This window comes from Streptococcus parasanguinis, assembly GCF_016648925.1.
Classification (GTDB): domain Bacteria; phylum Bacillota; class Bacilli; order Lactobacillales; family Streptococcaceae; genus Streptococcus.
Genome location: NZ_JACLQX010000023.1, coordinates 1 through 21,735 on the forward strand (window position 1 = coordinate 1; position 21,735 = coordinate 21,735).

Here is a 21,735-nt window from a genome sequence, read left to right on the forward strand (position 1 = left end):
TCCTTACAAAAATGTGCCTACTATTCAGGTAGTTTGTAAAGTATTATAATCTATTTATCATTTATTTTAAAGGAGTCACTTATGTTTATTGTAAACCTTACCTATATCAAGCCCCTTGATGAAGTTGAAAAACACTTAGAAAAACACATAGATTTTTTAAATCAGTATTATACAAAAGGTCTTTTTATCGCATCTGGAAGAAAAAATCCAAGAACTGGCGGTATCATTCTCATGAGAGCAAAAAATAAAGATGCTGTCCAAGAAATCATTGCACACGATCCATTCTATCAAAATGAGATTGCTCAATATGAGATCATTGAATTTGAAGCAAGTAAGTATTGTCTAGAATTGAAAACCCTCCTCAGCGATCCATTGGACGAAAATGAGGAAATTAAATAAAGAGACTCAAGGTCCATTCAATACCGCGTAGAACCGTTAAAAAAGTGTGACTTAGTCCCATTACAGCATCGGTTGCTATCTAGAGGCTCTTTTGTTACACTACTAATATGAATACACCGATCAAACCAAAATTACAACGATTTCAAACAGCCACTGCCTTTGCCTGTCCCATCTGTCAATTGGACCTAGAACTTGTGGGGACCAGTTTTAAATGTCCCAAGGGCCATTCTTTTGATTTGGCGAAATTTGGCTATGTCAACCTGGCTCCCCAGATCAAGCAATCAAAGGACTATGACAAAGAAAATTTTCAGAATCGCCAGCTGATCTTAGAAGCAGGGTTTTATGAGCCGATTCTAACAGCGATCGGACAAAAAATTCCGACCAGTGATGCCAGAATTCTAGATATCGGTTGCGGAGAAGGTTATTACTCCCGAAAGCTACAAGAAGCCTATCCCAAGGCTACTTTCTATGCATTTGATCTTTCAAAGGAATCCGTACAACTAGCTGCCAAGAGTGATGCTAGCTGGAAGGTCAATTGGTTTGTAGGAGATTTGGCTCATTTACCCATTCAATCTAAGAGTATGGAGGTCATTTTGGACATCTTCTCCCCGGCTAATTACGCTGAATTTGAACGTGTCTTAAAGACAGAAGGGGTGATCATTAAGGTCGTCCCAACCTCTTCTCATCTAAAAGAAATTCGTCAGTTGGCCCAAGATCAATTGACCAAGCAATCTTACTCCAACCAGGAAATTTTGGAGCATTTTGAAGACCACTGCCAGATCCTCTCATCCGAAACGGTCAGCCTCACCAAGAGTTTAACTCCTGAAGAACGCCAGGCGCTCCTCGCCATGACCCCTCTTCTATTTCACGTAGACCAAGAAAAAATCGACTGGACCCAACTCACAGAAATCACCATTGAGGCCCAAATATTGGTTGGGAAAATCAAGATACAAAGAACGTAAAATGAAAAGTAAAAAGGCTGAGACAAATCGTCTCAGCCTTTTACTCATCTTCTGCATGCTCTGTCATGACTTGTAAAGCACTTTTTAAATTCTTTTTGCTATTTGTGCGATTTTTTCGAGTTCTTCTTTCCGTTGACGATCACTCATATATTCCACTCGTGTAACTTGTGTCACTTTAACCGGTTTAATACCACAGGGTTTCAAGATTTGGGATTTTAGAACCTTTGCGTAGTCTTGAGAAAAAGGAAGAAAAATTTTTGGCGTATTATGCGTCGTAATGATCCACGCTTTTCCATCTAGTTGCCCCACCGGACCTCGAGGTCCATTCTGATAAGCAAAACCTGCAACAAAAACACGATCAATAAAACCTTTTAAAATAGCTGGCATTCCACTCCACCAAGTAGGGAAAATAAAAATCAACTGATCCGCCCAACTCAATAAATCTCTATACGGTTTCATGTCTTCATTATGCTGTAAATCTCTCCTTTTATGCCTTTCATCAAAACGTAAAACCGGATCAAAGTTTTCTTTATATAAGTCTACTATTTTAACCCTATGCTCTGGTGCTAAATGCTTTTGCACAGTTTGAAGGATTGATGCATTATAACTTGTTTCATTCGGATGTGAATAGATTATTAAAACATTCATCAGCTATCTCCTTTTATATAAATATCAAGCATCGTTCTGACGGTCTTTTGAACATCATTTTCTTTAAAGCTTTCTCCAACGGGACTCCTTACCAATAGAGCCAAACCAGCAATAAAACTCCAAAAATGGATCAAAATTTCTGCGTCACTACTAGAAAGATTTTCCTCATCTTTAAGTCTTAACGCTACCGACTTAAAATGTTCAAATCCTGGTAAAGAGGAGTTGACTGAAATAGTTTCATGGGATAACTCCATATAGTTATATGGAAATTTGATAAATAATGCTTCAAATAGATAGGTTTCCTCTTGGGCAAACCTTACAAAGTTACAGCCCATCAGAGTTAGTTGAGTTCTTGCATCTATGGAAGTATCAATCCCTTGTATCATATTTTTCAAAAAGAACATTGATAAGTGTTCCATAACCACTTGAATATATCTATCTTTACTTCCAAAATGCTTATAGGGAGCTCCATGAGTCACCCCACATTTTTGAGCTATTGTACGCATAGACATCCGGTCAATCCCGTTAGTTCTGATTTCTTCAATGCCAACCGAAATTAACTTTTCTTTCAGTTCTTCCGTATTCCGTTTCATTTGACCACCTTCCCTTATCAAAGTATACGTCGTCTACTTTTTATAAAGTATACACTGTCTACTTATATTTGTCAAATAAAAAAATACTCAAAAGTTAGCTTCATAGTCTCTGACCTTCTGTTATGTACTCACCTAAGGAAAGTTTCTAAGAAGACGTTGTCTTCAATCAAAAGGCTGAGACAAATCGTCTCAGCCTTTTACTCATCTTCTGCCTGCTCTGTCATGACTTGTAAGCGATAGGTTTTAGGCGATTTCCCACAGAGTTTACGGAAAACCTTGTAGAAATAGCCTACATTACTGTAACCAACTTTATAGCAGATATCTTCAATACTGTCATTGGTCGATAAGAGGAGCTGCTGGGCAGCCTTAATCCGCTGTTTGTTGAGGAGTTCTGCGAACGTTGCATTGGTTTCTCGTTTAATCAATTGGCCTAAATAGACTGGATTGATAAAGAGAGCCTGACTGATGTCCTTGAGCGACAGCTCTTTTTGGTAATCACGGCTAATCACTTGGAGGACGCTCGCTACATTTTCGTTCATCCGATAGTGGGATAAGAAACGGGACAACTCTTCCTGGATAAAGCTAATCATCTCGCTAAAGGTAGCAGCTTCTTGGACTTTCTTGACCACATCGGCCAAATCATCTCCTTGCAGGTATTCAAATAAATGAAAGACATCCATCAAAAATTGGATAAAGAGTTGCTTGGTCAGCGAAACCTTAGGTGTCTTCTCAAGGATCATTTTTTCCAACCAATCCAGTTCTTCTAAGATCTGTTGGATATTTCCTTGCATGATCACCCGGTAGGCCGGTTCGTAGTAATGGAAGATCTCTTCATCTTGATTGAGAGGGGTCGCTCCATAAAAGAGACTCCGCTCCACTAGGTCCTTAAATTGATGGAAGTGCTCCTTATAAGGTGGCTCAAAGGCCTTCTCAATCATAGCTTCTTCTTCTTGCTCTGAGATAAAGAGTTGAAGATTTTGCCCGAGAACTTGGTAAGACGAGCTGATAAAGCCTTTTTTCTCCTTAGCAACCCCAATCCACAGTGAGTTTCGTCCTGCGATATACCGACAAAACTCTTCCTCAGAGATATCATCGTGAATCAAGCGGTTGGCCAACTCTTGGCTTGGTTGCTGGATTTGGTGCTGGATTTTTTCTAGGATATTGCCCATCTCCACCTTATTGACCGGTTTGAGCAGGTAGTCTGCCACGCGCAAATTGAGGGCTGTCTTGACATATTCAAAATCCTGATAGCCTGACATAATGATAAAAGCAGCATCTGGTATCAAATCCTTCATCTCTGCAATCATCTGAAGTCCGGTCTTTCCAGGCATATTGACATCCGTGATCACCACATCCACCGGATGCTCTCGTACATAATCAAGGGCCTGGTCTGCATCTTCTGCAGTTGCGACCACTTCCATATTCCAGTGGTCAAAGGGGATTAATTTTTTTAACCCTTCTGTAATCATATACTCATCGTCTACTAATAAGACTTTGTACATTCTGTCTCCTTTATTCATCTTGAATGGTTATCGTATAGGTCACTCCATGGTTAGGTTGGGAGAAGACTTGGATATGGTAGCGATCTCCAAAATAGAGTAGCATGCGTTCATGAACATTGACAATTCCGATGGACTGCCGCCCACTCTTTTCTTCGATTTCTGAGCGTGGATTGCGATTGGCTAGCATCTCTTGAATTTTTTCTAGCTGTTCTTCTTCCATCCCGCGCCCATTATCACTGATCAGGATCATGACTTGCCCTTCTCCTTGCAAGACTTTGACACTAATCACATTGTCCTTGCGTTTGTGATCCACTCCATGCGCAAAATAGTTCTCGACCAAAGGCTGGATGGTGAATTTTGGAATCTTCATCTTTTCCAAGCCTGGATCGATCTTAAAGCCATAGGCAATCGATTTTGGATAACGCACCATACAGAGGTAGCTGTATTTGCGACAAAATTCGAGCTCATTTTCAACTGTCGTCACTCGCTCATCTGAGATATTGTTGCGCAAGAGACTACTAAACTCATAGATAATATCACCCAATTCATCCTGCTCTTGCATGACGGCGTACATCCGGATAAATTCCAGTGTATTGTACATGAAGTGGGGATTAATCTGGGCTTGTAGGGCCCGCATATTGGCATCTTTTTGGCTGAGCTGTAGCTGATAGATATCCCGAATATTCTTATCCATATTGTCTAACATGGTATTGATCATATTACCAATAACCAGCAGTTCTTGGTCCTTGGTCGAGGTATCAATCCGTCGTTCACTATCGCCTTGACTGATCTGATTCATGGTATCAACCAAATCGAGGACTTGACGCCGGTAATTTTTGAAAATCTGCCGTAATAACAAGTAAAGGATCAAGAAAATCAGGAAAGCAATGGAGAGAAAAGTGGTCAGGTTAGCTAGACCCTTTTTGACCAGATAACTTTCAGAAACAGCCACATCCACCTTGTAGCCATAGATCGTGCTACGGGTTTGCCATTTAACATCTTTTGATTGCCCCTTATCCCCTTCATGGTACATCTCTTTCCCAAAGGGAGTGAAGATCCGTACAGCGACCGGAAGATCGCCTCTGGCATTATCAATCGCTGCCGTCAAAATTTCTTGGTTCAGCGTCATATAAGCAATCCCAACTCCAGCACCCGTAGTCGGATCTGTCAAAGGAACCGGAATGGCTGTCGCAGGAGCCTTGTAATGGTCCGCTGAGACTTGCTTGCCTCCCTGTGATTGCCGGGTAGAGACAAATACCGTCTTGTAATCAGACAAGGTGACATCGATACCCTCGATGTTTTTATTGCTCAAATAGAGACTGTCAATATTCTTATGTAGGGACAATTGGATATAAGAAGGGAACTGGGCATTCAATCGCCAAGTCTCATACTCCGATGGTGACAAGGTAAAATAGCGATAAACCCCTTCTAATTTTGCAGGGTTTTCAACGAGACTACGCCCTTCTTGTGTGACCCGCTGATAAGAGGTCTCAAGATCCGTCACGACTTCAGTCAAGACCCGTTGGGCGATCCGATCGGCTTCAGCTTGCTGGTTTTTCCAAGAGATCCCCGCTACGACGAGACCCATAATGGTCAAAATGACCACCATGACATAGGCGTAGAATTTTAAAAGCGTACTTAACCAGATTTTTTTCATCGTTAGGATACCAATTTTTCGTGGATGTTTTGATAAACAGGGTCAAAGATATCATTGACAAAGAAATGCCAGACGCCGATCAAGACAAAAAAGAGAAGGGCTGGCATGTAGTAGCTAATGACGCCAAGTAGCGCGGTTCCAAGGATGAGCTTCAGAACCGGACGAATGTCCAGCAACATTCCGATCAAACTGAGCTTGATACTGTTGGCATAAGAGAGAGCAAAATGCACTTGCAATTTCAAATAAACGGCATAAGCTAGAGGCGCAACCAAGAGGAAAACCAAATTAAACAAGAGAACCAAAATTTGGAAGAAATTCAAGTGAGGAATCTGGACCATGAGGTACATGCCATAGAGGAGGATTCCTTCAATGGCAAAGAAGGTGTAAAAGACTTGATTAGCCGGAACCAGATTTTCTTTGAAGAGTTCCCAAGCGCGTGACCAATGGTAGTCTTTGTAGTTCATGCCATTTTCCGCATAGAGGCTCATGATAGTGGCACTGGCTGGTCCTACTCCTAGAAGAATGCCCCCACAGATCGTCAAGACCCAAAAAATCCCTGTTACCAGCATGGCAACATAGACTCTCGTAAAAATGAACTCGATGATTTTTCCCATCATTCAGCCTCTTTCCCAATTAGTTATTCTATTATATCATAAAAATAAAACGCTTTCCTCATATTTGCATTAGTGAATTGAAATATTGATTTTCATTTCCAGGATTCATTTTCATAAAAACTTAAAAAGGCCTTGGAGACAGCCCCAAAGCCTTTTCACACGACCTGTTTCTTATTTTTTAGAAGCAAGGAATTCGTCGTATTGTTTTTGCATTTCGTCAAGCACTTTTTGGTAAGCACCTTCTGATTTCAATTTTTCAAGCATCTTAGGAACTTCTACTTCAGGATCCACAGTACCAGTATTGATCGCACCTGCGAATTGGTTCAAAGTATTTGTAAGAGCAGTGATTTCTGATTTCACTTTATCTGTGTTAAAGATGAAACCAAGTGCTGGAGATTCTTTTGCAGTTTCCAAGTCTTTCTTAGATTGTGCAATTTGTTCATCTGTTACGTTTTCGTTGATGTAAAGGATCCAGTTGTTACCAGTGTTCCATCCAGACATGTGAGTGTTTCCGTTGTAGCCATCCAAGACTTTGACACGGTTTTCTTTACCTTCAACTTTTTCCCAGTTCTTGCCTTCTGGTCCGTAAACAAGACCGTTCAAGAGTTCTGGGTTTGTATTCAAGAGGTTCAATACTTCCATTGCTTTTTCTTTGTTCTTAGAGTTGTTTGAGATAACAAAGTTAGCTACTTGAGTAGTATTGTTCTTCTTGTAAAGTTCAGTAAATGGTTTGATGTCGATCTTACGGTTTGCTACACGAGAAAGCAAGCTATTGCCGTAGTCAGCTGGTCCTACTGTTTCTTCACGAACCAACCAAGTATCTTGAGAAAGGTCATAACCAGTATCGCTTGTTGCTACGTCTTTTGGAATGTATCCTGCTTCGTAATATTTGTGAAGAGTCTTCAAGTTTTCTACATAACGAGGAATGGTGTAACGGTCAACGATCTTCGTAGTGTCACCTTTCAAGTCAACCACGAATGGAAGTCCATCAACAGCTACGTAGTCGAAGTCATCTGAAGGTCCACCGTAGCTCTTGTTCATTGCAAATGGAACAACGTTTGGATCTTTTTCTTTGATGGCTTTCAAGACTGGTTCAAGAGAAGCATAGTCTTTCACGTTTGAAACGTCGATACCATATTTTTCAAGAAGTGGTCCGTTGAAAGCAAAGTTTTGAGAAGATGCAACGTTAGCTGCTACTGGAACAGCATAGATCTTGCCATTTACAGTGTTCCCTTTGATATAAGCTGGGTCAAGTGCTTTGTAAAGGTCTTTCCCTTCTTTCTTGTACAATTCTGTCAAGTCAGCATAAGCACCTTTTTGAGCGTTAATGACATAGTTATTAGCAAAGGCAATATCATAGTTTTCACCAGATGAGATGATAACGTTCATTTTTTGTGCGTAGTCACCCCAACCAAGATATTGGATATCCAATTTTGCGCCAACTTTCTTTTCAATGATCTTGTTGGCATTTTTAAGAAGAACATCCAAGTTATCTGGTTTATCACCGATTTGGTACATCTTGATGATTGGTTTACCGTCTTCAGTTGTTGCAGACTTCTTGTTGTTCCCTGTAAGGTTTCCACAAGCAGCAAGAGTAGCTCCAAGAGCGATGACACTAGCAGATGCTAACGCGTATTTTTTCCAATTTTTCATAAGAAAAATCTCCTTTATGTTATTTTCTTTTTAGACTAAGTTATGAGTTGAAAATCCTGCTGATTTTCAATAAACGATGTTATTCTTTCACACCACCGATGGTCAAGCCTTTTACAAAGTAGCGTTGGAAGAATGGATAGAGAATGGCGATTGGCACTGTTGCCACAACCACCATGGCCATACGTCCTGTTTCCCGTGGGATGGATTGTACAGCTCCTGCCAATTGGCCGGATACCCCGACGTTTTTAGCGATGTAATCCATATTGTTTTGGATTTGCATCAAGAGGTATTGCAATGGGTAAAGGTTGTCACTCTTAATATAGAGGAGGGCGTTGAACCAGTCATTCCAGAACCCTAAAGCGGTGAACAAACTGATGGTCGCAATCCCTGGAAGAGACAATGGCAAGCAGATTTGGAAGAAGATCCGTGTTTCACTTGCCCCATCGATCCGAGCGGATTCAAGGATAGCTTCTGGAATGGTCCGTTTAAAGAAGGTCCGCATCAAGATGATGTTAAATGGACTGAGCAACATTGGGATAATCAAAGCCCCGATGGTATCACCTAACTGCAAGAGTTGAGTGGTGACAATGTAGCTTGGAACCAACCCTGCACTAAAGAGCATACTAAGGAGTGAAAATACGGTAAAGAACTTGCGGTATTTAAAGGTACTCCGTGAGATAGCGTAAGCATAAGTTGTGGTGATAAAGACATTACATGCTGTTCCCACAATGGTCACAAACAAGGTAATGAAGAGGGCTTGCAAGATTTTGTCTTTGAACTGTACCAAGAAAAGGTAACCATCAAATCCAAATTTTGCCGGCCAGAATTGGAATCCATGGACTGCCAAACTTTGTTCGTCTGTCAAAGAGATCATGACAACGAAGATGAAGGGAAGTACACAGGTCAATCCGACTAAGGTCAACAACAAGGTAAAGAAGAAGTTGCTCTTCTTACTGAAAGAATGGATCCCGACATTATCAATTTTTTCTTTTTGAATGGTTGATTTTTTCATACGATCCTCCTTTCTAGAAGAGAGCGGCATTCTTATCAATGCGACGGGCAATGATATTTGAGATTAAAACAAGAACCAAACCGACTACCGATTGGTAAAGACCGGCTGCTGCTGTCATCCCGATATCCCCTGACTTGGTCAAACCGTTGTAGACATAAACATCAATAACGTTGGTCACACTATAGAGCGCTCCAGCATTATGCGGGATTTGGTAGAAGAGACCGAAGTCTGCGCGGAAGATATTTCCGACTGCAAGAATGGTCAAGACCGTAATCAAGGAAGACAACTGAGGAATGGTGATGTTGCGAATGCGTTGCCACTTAGACGCACCATCCACGGTCGCTGCTTCATAGTAAGTTGGGTCAATTCCCATGATGGTTGCATAGTACATGACACTACTATAACCAAAGCCTTTCCAAATTCCTAAGAAGAGGAGAAGCGCTGGCCAGATCCACAATTCTGAATAGAAATTGATGGCCTTCATGCCAAGTGAAGTTAAGATGTGGTTGACCAATCCTTTGTCCACGTTCAGGAAGGCATCGGTGAAGAAGCTGATGATAACCCATGATAGGAAGTATGGGAAGAGCATGGAGGTTTGAAGCACCTTGACCACTCTTTTTGATCTCAACTCACTAAAGATGATGGCGATCCCAACGGAAACAATCAATCCTAAGAAGATAAATCCTAAGTTGTACAAGACCGTATTTCTTGTAATAATGTAGGCATCTTTGGAACTAAAGAGGAACTTGAAGTTGTCAAAGCCAACCCATTTACTCTTCATGACACTGTCGATGAAGCCTTCTCCTGTAATATGATAGTCCTTAAATGCTACGATATTCCCAAAAACCGGAATATAGAAGAATAAGATTAACCACGCTGCACCAGGTAAGACCATTAAAAGAAAAATGAAATTTTCTCTCAGAGTCCTTACAAACTTTTTCATTTAACTCCCCCTTTGAGCCTTGAGCGTGTTTATTTGCTTTGGTAGCGTTTACATCACCTATTATAAGATAGCCCATTTACATTTTCAAACTCCTAATTATAGAAAAAATTCTACAAATTTATGACATAGCTTTAAAAAAGAGTAGAAAAGGGTGGTCATAAACACAGCTCCTCTTCTACTCCTATCGACCATGGATGAGATATCTGTCATCCAACTTGGCTTTTTTTACGTTGTATAAATGGTTGAGGCAGTCGCAATAGTATGCCACTGGTTAGCCGTTGTTGCTGCGAAGTCCTGATCCCTGTAGAAATCGTTGAATGGCAAGATCTCTACTTCTAGTTCATCGATACGTGTGATAGAACCAGCTAGATAGTCTTCAATCCGACTTTCTGCTCGCTTGATCCGTTGCAAGAGTCCACCCATCCGGATGTCTACGGTATCCAAGCCAAAGACCTTGTTTTCTTTCAACCATTGGTGGCTAAAGAGGTCATGGAAGTGTTCAATCTGGCTTCTGAGTTTTGGCAATTCTTCCCGAGCGATTTGTTGCAAGCTCTCTTTATCACCTGCTTGATAGGCTTGACGAAGGCGTCGTCCTACATCCACCTTGCTACTTAAAATGGCATTCAACTGAGCCTGAGTCTCAAAGAGATAGGCGTAGACACCCGCTTTTTCTTTAATGTCAGCAAGTGTCTCAGCTGCCTTGGCAAAGTGAGGCTTATCCTGTTCAGGTGTCATGTGCTTGTCAAGGATTGGGCAAAGAACATCCTGATAAAAGACATAGCGGTTAGGGTTAATCCCACTGAGATTGTCTGGTAGGTCTGGCAAGAGGTTGGCCAGATCCAGCTGCATAAAGTCCTCAACCGAGAGGCCTGTATTGGTCTTGAAGTGAACTGACAGACGCTCTAAATCATTGCGGTAGCTGAGTTCTGCCCAGATTTGTAAACTTGGGAGAATCGAGAACTGGGCTGTTTCACCGCCATTATCCCCCCAACCCGTCACGATGATTTCTTTGATCTGATTAGCACGGCAGGCTTTATTGGCTTCAAGAGCGATGAGACGGCTGAAATGGTTGTGTGGTGTGAAACCAATCCACTTCCAAGCACCACCTGCAAAGGCAATATCCTGGCTAATCTTGTGGTGATTACCGAAGTTACGGTTGTATTTTTCTTCGCTATCCTGATAATAATCCCAGTAAACCAAGGTCACACGGTCTTTGAGACGGTCAAGATAAACACGAGTTTCTTCTGGAATTTCGACATCACGGTCGTACTGGCCATCTGATGACATGAGTTTGAAGAACATATCGCTCCACATCTGGCAGTGGAAACCATACTTGTCTGCAATATCCAGCACGCGCTCCAAATGTTGACACATGAGGAGGCTACGGTCCACAACACCGTTTAAGATGAGATAGCGTCCCAAACCAACCAAGTGAGCTTCGTCCATCCCGATATTGACCTTGCGTGTTTGTAGTTTAGACAGAGTAGCAAACATGCCGTCGATTAGGTCGTAAACTTTTTCTTCGCCGATGAGGAGAATGTCCTCTACATCACGAAGTTGCTGGACTTCTTTGACACCCCATTTGACAAAGGCTGATAAGTGAGCCAAGGTCTGGATACATGGTACAAAGGTCATATCAAACTGCTGGGCGTAAGCTTCGATTTCCTGTAATTCTTCAGCTGAGTATGCTCCACGGAAATAGCCAAAGTAAGGTTGCCCTTCAATCTGATAGGTGTCTTCCATGTAGAGCTCAAAGGTTGAATAACCCATCAGAGCCAAGACTTCAATCATCTGCTTGGCAGATGCAACATTTAGAACTGCATTTCGCGAACAGTCAGCCATGTAGGCTAAATCTTCATAAGCCGCTTGTTCTTCAATCTCTACCTTGTCACCTTCTGCTAATGCTGTTGCGAGAATCGATAAGGCACGATAAATCTGATGAGGTTTGCGATAAGTCAATTGATATTCTCCACCCTCACCCTTGATAGAGATAGAAGCTTGGTCAGACTGAGCGACTGCCACTTCTACATCTGGTAGAGAAATGTGCTTTTGAAGTAAGTCTATAGCTTGCTGTTGTTTACTGCTAATTCCGGTAAAACTTACCATTGCTTTTCCTCCTGTAACCAGTTGACAAGGGCACCGTAGAGATTGGCATCTGCCTGATAGGTGCAAGCTTGGATGACTGGCGCAATTGTATATTCTTCATATCTTTCCACAAAGACGTCTACCGCTTTTTGCACCCCTTTGATAAAATCTGGGTTCTGACTGATAGAGCCACCTAGGCTAATGACATCTGGGTCGATTAGATACTGGATATTGAGCAAGCCTTGAGCTAGATTACGATTCATACGCTCAATGGCTTCTTGGCAAAGGGCATTGCCTGCTGCAGCCTCTTGATAAACCTTACGGCCATCCCAATCGGTTTGACCAGATTTTTCGATGACATAGCGAACCATGTTTCCTGTAGAAGCGAGTTGTGACCAGTTATTGAGCTTTTCTGCAGGCTCGATAGTTGTCATGTAGCCAAACTCACCGCCCAAGCCATGACGTCCACGGTGAAGCTTGCCATTGATAATCATGGCTCCACCGATTCCGGTACCAATCACGACACAGGCTGCATTTTCAATCTCAGGATGCGCCAGCAATTCACTCAGTCCAACACAGTTGGCATCATTTTCTAGATGGACAGGTAGCTTGTGATGAGAAAGGGCCTCATACCATGAAAAACCATGGATATAAGGAATGGCACTGATCCCTTCAATTACCCCTGTTTCTTGGTTAACAGCCCCTGGCACACTCATAGCAATCCCACGGTAGTCACGTTCTGACAATCGCTGGTCCAGCCAAGCTAGCAAATCTTCTAGAGTTTCTGGAGTTGGGGTGCTGGCCTTATCTAAAATCTTTCCATCCGGAGTGAGACTGGCAAACTTAATCCCAGTCCCTCCGATATCAATCGTTGCAATGGTCATGGCTTTTACCTGTAAAAAGGAGCGAGTCAGCAGTCGGTTCTTACTTTTTCGCTCCTCCTTTCTTTTATGTTACCTTTTTGAAATTAGATTTCTTCTTTTTTAATCCATTCTGTCCGGATTTCTTGCGGTGCCAATAAACCTGTATGGACCGGATACGGTTGTTCCAGAAGATCGACAACCGTTTGTTGTCCTTCTGACACGCGCACATTTTCTTGGCTCATGTTGTAATAGCGAAGGATGTAACCTTCTTCATTTTCTGCTACCTTAAAGGCTGTTGGACAAACCTGAGGATGCGTCAAGGCGGTATGCTTGAGTAAGCTACCAGACGCTGCTACACTTCCTTCTTGTTTTTCAACTTGAAGGCTGGTCATCGGTGTCTGCAAAGCTTTCGCTCGACGATAAGCAGAGAAGCGCCCCTGAGCTTGATGGCATTCTACTGCATATTCAACCTCAAAGTCCCGTAAGCATTGTGCTTCTGGTGTTGGGAAATAGCCCCAGTCACCAAGTTCACCGGAAGCACGGAGAAGTGTTACAGCTATCGTATCGTCTCCAAGGATTTCGTATTCATGCAATCCTTTATTGGCCACTGTTACCCCTTTGATGTCATCATACAAGCTGACGAAAGCTTGCTGGTGTTGAGGATTTTCAGGATTTTCCCAAGAAGCAGCCGGTTTATTTGGCCGTGTCACAACTTCATAGATACTTTCAGAATCATTGCTTGGACGTGTATTGTGAGTCTTGACCAGGAGACGGATGCGGTGATCCTTGGCAGTATTGGTAAAGCGCGTCTTGAAGCGAATTTGTGGATCATCTACAAAGATGGTCATCTCCGTTTCAAGAGGGATGGTTGTCAGCTCTTCTGAGCGACTTGCCTTGCGGTTCATAAACTCGATAATGCCTCTTTGCTCCGCATCCAATTGTTCATCCGCGCTGACCGGGATCGTCAAGTCATGCTTGAGCAAGATTTTGGCATAGCGAGCATTGTTTTCCAAGACCTCATAAGCTGTTAACTCCGCATAGATCGGCTCTGTTCCTTTTGGTTGGAAGTAGATATATTCATTTCCAATATCACCACGATCTTCAAAACGAAGGAAATCCTCATAAGCCTCATTGGTCGTTTTATCATAGAGGGTCAAGCCATCATCGATACTAAGGGTTACAAATGGCGTATCAATCACCCCATTTTGGAAAAGACCATCATGATGAGGTGCTTTGCCTTCCAAGAGCTGGAAGGTGGTCCAAGAAAGAGGCGCTAGGTGAACCGGAACCGTCACGCGCACTTGACGCGCGATATAAGGTTGACGGAATTTATCCTTAGGCAGGGTATAGCCAAAGCTTGCTCCCAAGTCCTCAATCTCTGCTTCTACAAGTTGCCCATCTAAATCTTCTACGTGGTAGTCTGGCAAGGTCAAAGCGGCCATTTTCTTGAAGCCTTCTGTCGGATGCAATTCCTTAAACGGACAAACTGCTACATCGACAATCGTGCTGACGGTATCCACCTTATTATGCAAGCCAGTATTGATGACCGTAAAGAGGTGCTCACTCTGGGCTTTTTGAGTTGCTAGCTTACCCTTCCATTCGTTCAGAAGGTTGGTCTTGACGAAGTTTCCAACTTGGTTGACCTTGGCAAAACGAACTTCCATTTCACGGTGAACATCATCTACGCTACATCCACAAATACTATCGTGTGGCGCATTTTGTAAGAGTGTCTTCCAGGCATAGGTCAATTGATCCTTGTGGTTGTGCCCACCAGTAATGATGGTCAAAGGTTCCACCACTTGCTCGAGCAAGTTGCTGTTTTCTTGGAAGGCTTGCTTGAGATAAATCCGAGAGGAAGACGTATTTGCCAGTGTGTACCAACCATCGGTTTCCTGACTGGTCAATTCTCCTGTAACTGTTGATAATTGCTCAGGAAGCGCACTTTCCACTGCTTGCACATATTCATCAAAAGAGCTATGGATAAAGGTCACGTCAGGAAATAGTTCGTTAGCCACGCGAATTGCTTCACTCAAGTTTCGTTGAACTGGTTGGTGGTCGCAGCCGTTCATCATCAACCATTGGTTGGTGGAGGCATAGTCACGAACATCTGCCAATTTTTGTTTCCAAAAAGCCAAAGCTTCATCTTTATCCACTGGAATTTCGTTCCCATTACTGTACCAGTTGGCAAAGAGAATACCTAGCACACGGCTACCATCCGCCCCTTGCCAGTACATTTCAGAAAATTGAGAGGTGAATTGCTCATCTTCGAGGACTTGGTTATCAAATCCGATTGGTTTAACACCACGACCAAAGGCTGCTACGTGAATCCCTGATTTTTGAAGGATTTGAGGGGCTTGCCCCATATTTCCAAAGGTATCTGGGAAATAACCAATCTGAGTAGATTTGCCCCATTTAGCGCATTCAGCCTGTCCAATCAAGGTATTGCGGACATTGGCTTCACTAGAGATCAGGTAATCATCCTGCAAAATATAGAAGGGACCAATCTTGAGCTTGCCCTCGTCGATATAGCGCTGCACCTTGTCACGGTTTTCAGGGCGAATTTCTAAATAGTCGTCAAGGACAATGGTTTGTCCATCCAAGTGGAAACTTTTGAATTCAGGGTCATTTTCAAAAAGATCAAAGAGATTGTCAAAGAGTTCCACCAATTGCATGCGGTGACTTTCAAAAGGTAAATACCACTCACGATCCCAGTGGCTGTGAGAGATGATATGTACAACAACATTTTCCATGAGTAAAACCTCATTCTAACTTAAATTTAAAAATATATTTTTGATTCTTTCCCAGAATCTGTTAAGCGACAGCTCATTAGCGAATATCCAAGTAATCCAAGACCAATTCACAGAACATCATGTTGGCCCAAGAGAACCATTCACGCGAGTATTTGGTTGGATCATCTACATGGAAACTTTCGTGCATGACGCCCGTGCCTCCATCGCAGGCAACCAACTGGTCCAGCAAATGTTTTTTCTCAGCTTTATCATTTGTTGTCAATCCTTGAATGGATAAAGCAATCGGCCAGATATAGCGATAAAAGGTATGAGAACTTCCGAGCCCACTAGCATACTTCCCTTCATAGAAGTAAGGATTTTCAGGGCTCAAAATCGTCCGACGAGTGGCTTGGTAGACTTCATCTTCGATCGCACAATAACCAAGATAAGGAGCCGCCAACAAGCTTGGTACGTTCGGATCATCCATGATGCTAGCATTTCCCAAACCGTCTACCTCAAAGGCATAGATTTTCTCACCCTTGCTGTTAGTGGTGTAGGCGTAGTTTTCGATCCCTTCTTGAATCTCCGCCTGCAGGCGTTTGGCATCTGCAATGATGCTCTCGCTATCGGCTAGATTCAATGTTGCGAAGATTTCTTGCACATAACCCAAGACAACCACTGCAAACATATTGGACGGAATCAAGTAACTATACTGACAGCAGTCATCACTTGGACGAAAGGCTGACCAGGTCATCCCTGTCACAGCGAAATCTGGCCCAAAGCCATCATTCACCAGCGTGTCTTCCTTACGATCTGTATCCCGAACAAAGCGATAAGGGGAATTCTTGTGGTCTTGTTCCACTGTCCAAAGATGAAGGATTTCCTTGGTCGCTGTAACAAAAGTCTCATCAAATTGGCTAGTCTCACCTGTTTCCTTCCACAGGAGATAAGCCAATTGCAAGGGATAGCAAAGCGAATCCACTTCATACTTGCGCTCCCAAATCCAGCCATTCAAATCGGTGTGGTCGGTCTCGTGGTGGCCTTTCCAGTTCTCCTCAATATTAAAAGAGTTAGCATAGGGATCCTTGAGGATCAAGGTCATCTGGCGTTTGACCAAACCAGCAATGGTCTGGCGCAAACGAGGGTCTCTTTTTGCCACATGAAGATAGGGTCTCAATTGAGCCGTTGAGTCACGCAGCCACATAGCTGGGATGTCCCCTGTTAACACAAAGGTTGAACCATCTTCTAAAATTTCAACTGTGTTGTCCAAAGTGTCTGTATAACAACGTTCAAAGACATCCACCCACTCCGGGTACTCCTTAGCTCGCTCAGCCACTTGATCCAACCATTCTCGCACAATTTCTTTTGAATAGGTCATTTATTTTCCTCACACGTATCGATTCTTTCCTATTCAGTATAAAAGATTTCAAAGGGGAAATACATACGCAAACTATAGCCCTTTTTCTACAAAATTTTCCATTTGATAAAAACGCTATCATATTTGACAACACTTTGATACAATGAAGAAAATACCACCGCGTGTTCCAAGAAAAACACAGATCATTTAAGGTTGATGAAGAAAAAGGAGACAAGATGCGCACAACTTGCCAGACCATCGATACCCGCTGGGGAAGCGAGAATCATCCCCACTATTCCCACGGAAATACCCTCCCTTATACTGGAGTCCCTTTTGGAATGAACTACTTCCTTCCCCAGACGACACACGAACAAGGGGCTTGGTTTTTCAACCCCAATCTTCCTATTTTTCAGGGTTTTCGCCTCACCCACCAGCCTAGTCCTTGGATAGGAGACTACGCTTGGTGCCTCATCACGCCCATCACAGGAGAAGTTACAAGTTCCGACCTCTTCCGTCGCCAAAGCAGTTATTCAATGAAAGAAGCTCTTTTCCAGCCCCACTACCTTCGTATTTTTTCGGAACGTTATCAGATTCAAAGCGAGCTGGTTCCAAGTCGCTACGGGGCTGTCATGCGCTTTCGAGCACCAGAAAAGCTAACACTCTGCTTTCATGCAGCAAAGGAACTAGAGGACTTGACTCTGACAGACCAAACCTGCCACTTCCACATTCTGGATCAGGCCCATACCGCAGATACTTTCTACTCTTTCTTTCTCCAGTGGCAATTTAGCCAGCCGATCGAGAACGTCACTCATATCGATCAAGATCTTTTTCTCACCTTTTCTAGCAATGAAGTGACCGTCCAATTAGGAACTTCTTATCTGTCCCAAGACATGGCTCACAGCCATCTTCCCAACCCTTCCCTAGAGGAAGCTAAAAAAGAAGCAACCGATCAATGGAATCAGCTGCTAAAACGAATTGAAGTGAAGGATACCGGAGGGCGTGACCAAGCCTTTTTCGACCATTGCCTTTACAGACTCCTCCTTTTCCCTCAAACTTTTTATGAAACGGATACTGAGGGAAATGACTGGCACCTGGATGTCACCCATAATGAAATCAAATCAGGAAAAGCTTATACGAATATCGGATTTTGGGACCTCTTTCGGACCTCTTTTCCGCTCTTTAGCCTTGTCTACCCCGATTACTACCGTCACTTTCTCGAAGGATTTTTAAACACTTACAAGGATACTGGTTTTCTACCAAAATGGTTGGCCCCAGATGAACGAGGGATGATGCCAGGCACCCTCATCGATGGCGTCTTTGCGGATGCTGTCACAAAAGGGATCGCACCAGACCTACATGAAAACATCCTGACAGCCATGCTCCAGACGGCTCAAAAAACAGACCCCACTCAACATTTTGGTCGCCATGGTAATGAAAGCTACAAGGCCCTTGGCTACCTACCCGATGATTTTCACGAAAGTGTGAGCCATAGCCTCGATTATGCCTATAGTGATTTTTGCATTGCTACCGTTGCCAAGCAATTGGGTCAGACAGAAACGGCTACTCAGTATGCTACTTCCAGCCTCTCCTACCGAACATTGTATGATACCCAAACAGGCTTTATGAGAGCACGATCCACCAATGGAAACTTTAAAGAACCCTTCTCTCCTACTAGCTGGGGAGGAGATTATGCAGAATGCTCTGCCACCCAGGCTACTTTTGGAGCCTTACACGACCTCTCCGGCCTGATAGAGCTAATGGGCGGTAAAAAAGCCTTCACCCAACGACTGCTGGATCTGGCCAATCAAAGACCTCAATTTGATGTAAGAGGATATGGCTATGAAATCCATGAAATGAGTGAAATGGCCCAAGCTCCATTTGGGCAGATCGCCATCTCCAATCAACCCAGCTTTCACATTCCCTACCTCTTCCGTTACAGTCTTCATCCCGAATACACTAATCTCCTGATCCACCAGATCCGCTCCCAAGCTTTCCATCAAGATTTCCAAGCCTATCCAGGTGATGAGGACAATGGTAGCCTATCTGCTTGGTACATCTGGTCAGCCCTTGGACTCTATCCAACCTGTCCAGGAAAACCAATCTATGATCTGGGACTCCCTCTCTTTAAAGAAGTCCTTCTCCATCTTCCCAAGCAAGAGCTCAAGATTTGCGCCAACTCACACACTGCAGGCGCCTATTTCATCCAAAAAGCCCTATTAGATGGCAAAGAGAAACAAGAGATTTCCCATCAAGATCTCCTTGAAGCCCAATTGCTCCAGTTTGACCTTTCATGGCTCCCCCCACATGCATAAGAAAAAGAAAGTGGGACAGAAATCGGTCATTCGTTAGAATTCGATTTCGTCGTCCCACCTCCGCACAGTTGAGTAGGGCTGTAAAAGCTGATGAAATCAGCGTAGTAGAGCCCACTCAACCACTGCGTCTTGCTCGACAATCTAAAAATAATTGAGAGGCTAGGACTTTTGTCCCAGCCTCTTTTTTCTATTATTCATCTCCTACATGATAGTAGATCGATCCTTGTTCCCCAAAACTAGCGATTCCAACACCAGACCACAAGCGGTTCTTAGAGGCATCGGATGTATCCTTAAAAACAACTTGCCCTTGATCATCGACCTGATCACCAATGGTCACTCCTGCAGGGATATACTCCAACAAAAAGCCACCATCACGACCACCATAGATCCCTTCTGAGGCTGTCCCATAATCCGTCAAAGAAGCACCATAGCCCTCTAACTCTTGTGAAACCAACCCTTTGTCGTTAAAGACCAGCTTATTTCCTTTATCATCTTGCCAGACACCAGCAATACTGCTGTAATCCCCATTAGCAATAGCCTCAAGATCCATTTTCTTCACTTCTTTTTTCTCTTCTTTTTTCTCTTCTTTTTTTTCTTTCTCCTTCACTTCTGAACTAGAAGCAGCCGTCTTTTTGACTTCAGAAGAGGCATTCGTTTGACTAGAGGAAGCGGTTGATTTTTTACTCGCTCCCTGTTGCGAACAAGCTACCAACAGGACCACGCTGAGAAGACTCACAAGAATTGCACCAACTTTTTTCATTTAAAATTCCCCATACATTTTTTAATTTAAAGCCCTTTCATTGTAACGTATTTTCAAGCATTTGACAAGCTTCACTCCCCATTTTTAATCAAAAAGAGACCGGGATAATCAGTCCTAGTCTCTCTTTTGATACAGCTCTCAATGAGCCAGCATTTCCTGTGCTACTTCTAAACCAGATAAGTTCGAAGGATAATACGTTGGCCAATTTTCCAACTCATCATAAAGCGCTTCTTGACTCTTTCCTCCATGGAAAATGTGGAAGTGGGCTGCCTTTACCGGAGTAATTTCATGGTCACTAAATTGAACATATTTGAAGTCTCCCGCATCGCTCTCCTTGGCTTCAAAGAGATAACGAACACCACGATTCCCCTTCTTATAAGTCAAAATGTGCTTACCTACGTATTTATAGGTATATTTCTTAGAAGATCCTTTTTGATAAAACTCCATTGAATCCTTATCAATCTTAATCCGATCAATATCTGTTTGGTAACCCTTGGTATAATATTCCTTATACTCAGCAGCCGTCATAGTTGGATTTAATTTTGCCTTATAATCAAATACCTGATCCAAAGTTCCATCTTGCAAGTATGGATAAACCGATTTCCAATCACCCGCATAATTTGCCAAACTACGATCCTTCACTTGACTATCCTCGAAATAGCCCTTTTGAACTGTCTTAGCGTCTTCCTCATGTTCCGGTTGAATATCCTTACCAGCTTGTGACGTTGTTTTCTCTAGCGCCTTCAGATTCTCCTTCATAACAGACACGTAGTCTTCGCCATCTTTCATTTCTTGATCCGTCAGGCTTTCCAAAGGATTTAAGACAGCCAACTCAACACCAGCTTCAGAAGACAAGGTTTTCGCCAAGGACTTAGAAGCATTTTCCTCAAAGTAAATGACCTTGATCTCATTTTTCTTGATATACTCTGTCAATTCACGCAATCGTGCAGCAGAAGGCTCGCTATCAGGTGAAATCCCTGAAATGGCCACCTGGTTTAAGCCATAATCCAAGGCCAAGTAACGGAAAGCCGCGTGTTGGGTTACAAAATTCTTTTGTTTCGCATCTTTCAAGCCATCCTGATAAGCTTGATCCAAGGCCTGTAATTTCTTTAGATAGGCTTGGGCATTTTTCTCAAACGTCTTTTTCTTATCTGGATAAGCTGCCACCAATTGATCACGAATCGACTCTACCATCTTCATGGCACGATGTGGAGAGAGCCAAAGGTGAGGATCATATTCATGATGGTGTTCTTCGCCACCTTCGTGTTCATGTTCCTCTTCCAATCCAGGAAGCAAGACCATGCCCTTGGTAGCATCGATCACTTTGGTTTTCTTATCCTTCATTGATTTCAAAAGATTTGGAACCCACGTTTCCATATTTTCATTTTCATAGACGAAAACATCCGAATCTTGAATCATAGCCCGCCCCTTAGCAGACAATTCATATTCATGAGGCTCTGATCCCGCTCCAATGAGCAGGTCTACCGTTCCTTCATCTCCGACAATATTTTTTGTAAAATCATAAACAGGATAAAAAGTGGTCATCACTTTTAATTTTCCATTTTGACTCTGACTTTTACCACAAGCAGTCAAGATAAGGGCAAAAGCCACCAACAACATTAAACCTATTTTTTTAAATTTCATAT

17 protein-coding genes are annotated in these 21,735 nt (G+C 42.9%); 3 read left to right on the forward strand and 14 right to left on the reverse strand.

The features are described from left to right. The first annotated feature begins 81 nt into the window (after positions 1 to 81). Positions 82 to 399, forward strand: a complete 318-nt coding sequence (locus H7T97_RS08220; RefSeq protein WP_150905134.1) for a YciI family protein — start codon at positions 82 to 84, stop codon at positions 397 to 399. A gap of 107 nt (positions 400 to 506) precedes the next feature. Next, entirely contained in the window at positions 507 to 1,361 is an 855-nt protein-coding gene (locus tag H7T97_RS08225; RefSeq protein WP_155199245.1) for a putative RNA methyltransferase, read from the forward strand. Positions 1,362 to 1,445: 84 nt separating this feature from the next. On the opposite strand, the gene H7T97_RS08230 is transcribed toward H7T97_RS08225, so the two are convergent. The 12 genes from H7T97_RS08230 to H7T97_RS08285 all read right to left on the reverse strand — a co-directional run bounded on the left by H7T97_RS08230 (position 1,446) and on the right by H7T97_RS08285 (position 17,038). Beyond that, entirely contained in the window at positions 1,446 to 2,009 is a 564-nt protein-coding gene (locus tag H7T97_RS08230; protein ID WP_014712763.1) for an NAD(P)H-dependent oxidoreductase, read from the reverse strand. Continuing rightward, positions 2,009 to 2,602 carry a TetR/AcrR family transcriptional regulator gene (locus H7T97_RS08235; RefSeq protein ID WP_150905129.1) on the reverse strand — a complete coding sequence of 198 codons (594 nt, stop codon included), beginning with the start codon at positions 2,600 to 2,602 and terminating at the stop codon, positions 2,009 to 2,011. Before H7T97_RS08235 ends, H7T97_RS08230 begins: the two co-directional genes overlap by 1 nt. Before the next feature lie 197 nt (positions 2,603 to 2,799). Then, the gene (locus tag H7T97_RS08240; protein WP_201090018.1) at positions 2,800 to 4,104 is read right to left on the reverse strand and encodes a response regulator transcription factor; all 1,305 of its coding nucleotides are present in this window, start codon (positions 4,102 to 4,104) and stop codon (positions 2,800 to 2,802) included. Positions 4,105 to 4,114: 10 nt separating this feature from the next. Continuing rightward, a complete protein-coding gene (locus tag H7T97_RS08245) occupies positions 4,115 to 5,761 on the reverse strand; it encodes a sensor histidine kinase (RefSeq protein WP_049472891.1) in 1,647 nt (548 codons plus the stop codon). A 2-nt stretch (positions 5,762 to 5,763) separates the two neighbouring features. After that, positions 5,764 to 6,375, reverse strand: coding sequence for a YesL family protein (locus H7T97_RS08250; protein ID WP_049472892.1), 612 nt, complete (start codon positions 6,373 to 6,375; stop codon positions 5,764 to 5,766). Positions 6,376 to 6,546: 171 nt separating this feature from the next. Beyond that, positions 6,547 to 8,028 (reverse strand): ABC transporter substrate-binding protein, encoded by a 1,482-nt coding sequence (locus tag H7T97_RS08255; RefSeq protein WP_201087775.1) that lies wholly within the window; start codon positions 8,026 to 8,028, stop codon positions 6,547 to 6,549. 79 nt (positions 8,029 to 8,107) lie between these two features. Then, a complete protein-coding gene (locus H7T97_RS08260) occupies positions 8,108 to 9,040 on the reverse strand; it encodes a carbohydrate ABC transporter permease (RefSeq protein ID WP_003004100.1) in 933 nt (310 codons plus the stop codon). A gap of 13 nt (positions 9,041 to 9,053) precedes the next feature. Continuing rightward, positions 9,054 to 9,983, reverse strand: coding sequence for an ABC transporter permease (locus tag H7T97_RS08265; RefSeq protein WP_049492090.1), 930 nt, complete (start codon positions 9,981 to 9,983; stop codon positions 9,054 to 9,056). Between the two features lie 225 nt (positions 9,984 to 10,208). Next, complete coding sequence (locus H7T97_RS08270; protein ID WP_195423827.1) at positions 10,209 to 12,089, reverse strand: beta-N-acetylhexosaminidase; 1,881 nt, start codon at positions 12,087 to 12,089, stop codon at positions 10,209 to 10,211. Further along, entirely contained in the window at positions 12,083 to 12,952 is an 870-nt protein-coding gene (locus H7T97_RS08275) for an ROK family protein (protein WP_195423824.1), read from the reverse strand. Before H7T97_RS08275 ends, H7T97_RS08270 begins: the two co-directional genes overlap by 7 nt. Positions 12,953 to 13,035: 83 nt before the next feature. Beyond that, positions 13,036 to 15,681 carry an alpha-mannosidase gene (locus tag H7T97_RS08280; protein WP_201090020.1) on the reverse strand — a complete coding sequence of 882 codons (2,646 nt, stop codon included), beginning with the start codon at positions 15,679 to 15,681 and terminating at the stop codon, positions 13,036 to 13,038. A 76-nt stretch (positions 15,682 to 15,757) separates the two neighbouring features. Next, positions 15,758 to 17,038: a glycoside hydrolase family 125 protein gene (locus tag H7T97_RS08285; RefSeq protein ID WP_023919687.1), complete on the reverse strand. Its 1,281-nt coding sequence runs from the start codon at positions 17,036 to 17,038 to the stop codon at positions 15,758 to 15,760. A 215-nt stretch (positions 17,039 to 17,253) separates the two neighbouring features. Between H7T97_RS08285 and H7T97_RS08290 the strand changes: the two genes are divergently transcribed. Beyond that, positions 17,254 to 19,329: a GH92 family glycosyl hydrolase gene (locus H7T97_RS08290; RefSeq protein WP_201090022.1), complete on the forward strand. Its 2,076-nt coding sequence runs from the start codon at positions 17,254 to 17,256 to the stop codon at positions 19,327 to 19,329. Positions 19,330 to 19,519: 190 nt separating this feature from the next. Here H7T97_RS08290 and H7T97_RS08295 read toward each other — a convergent pair whose 3' ends face one another. Together H7T97_RS08295 and H7T97_RS08300 are read right to left on the reverse strand one after the other, a co-directional pair. Further along, a complete protein-coding gene (locus tag H7T97_RS08295) occupies positions 19,520 to 20,089 on the reverse strand; it encodes a DUF6287 domain-containing protein (protein ID WP_023919723.1) in 570 nt (189 codons plus the stop codon). Positions 20,090 to 20,227: 138 nt separating this feature from the next. Next, the gene (locus tag H7T97_RS08300; protein WP_118096029.1) at positions 20,228 to 21,733 is read right to left on the reverse strand and encodes a zinc ABC transporter substrate-binding protein AdcA; all 1,506 of its coding nucleotides are present in this window, start codon (positions 21,731 to 21,733) and stop codon (positions 20,228 to 20,230) included. Positions 21,734 to 21,735: the final 2 nt, after the last annotated feature.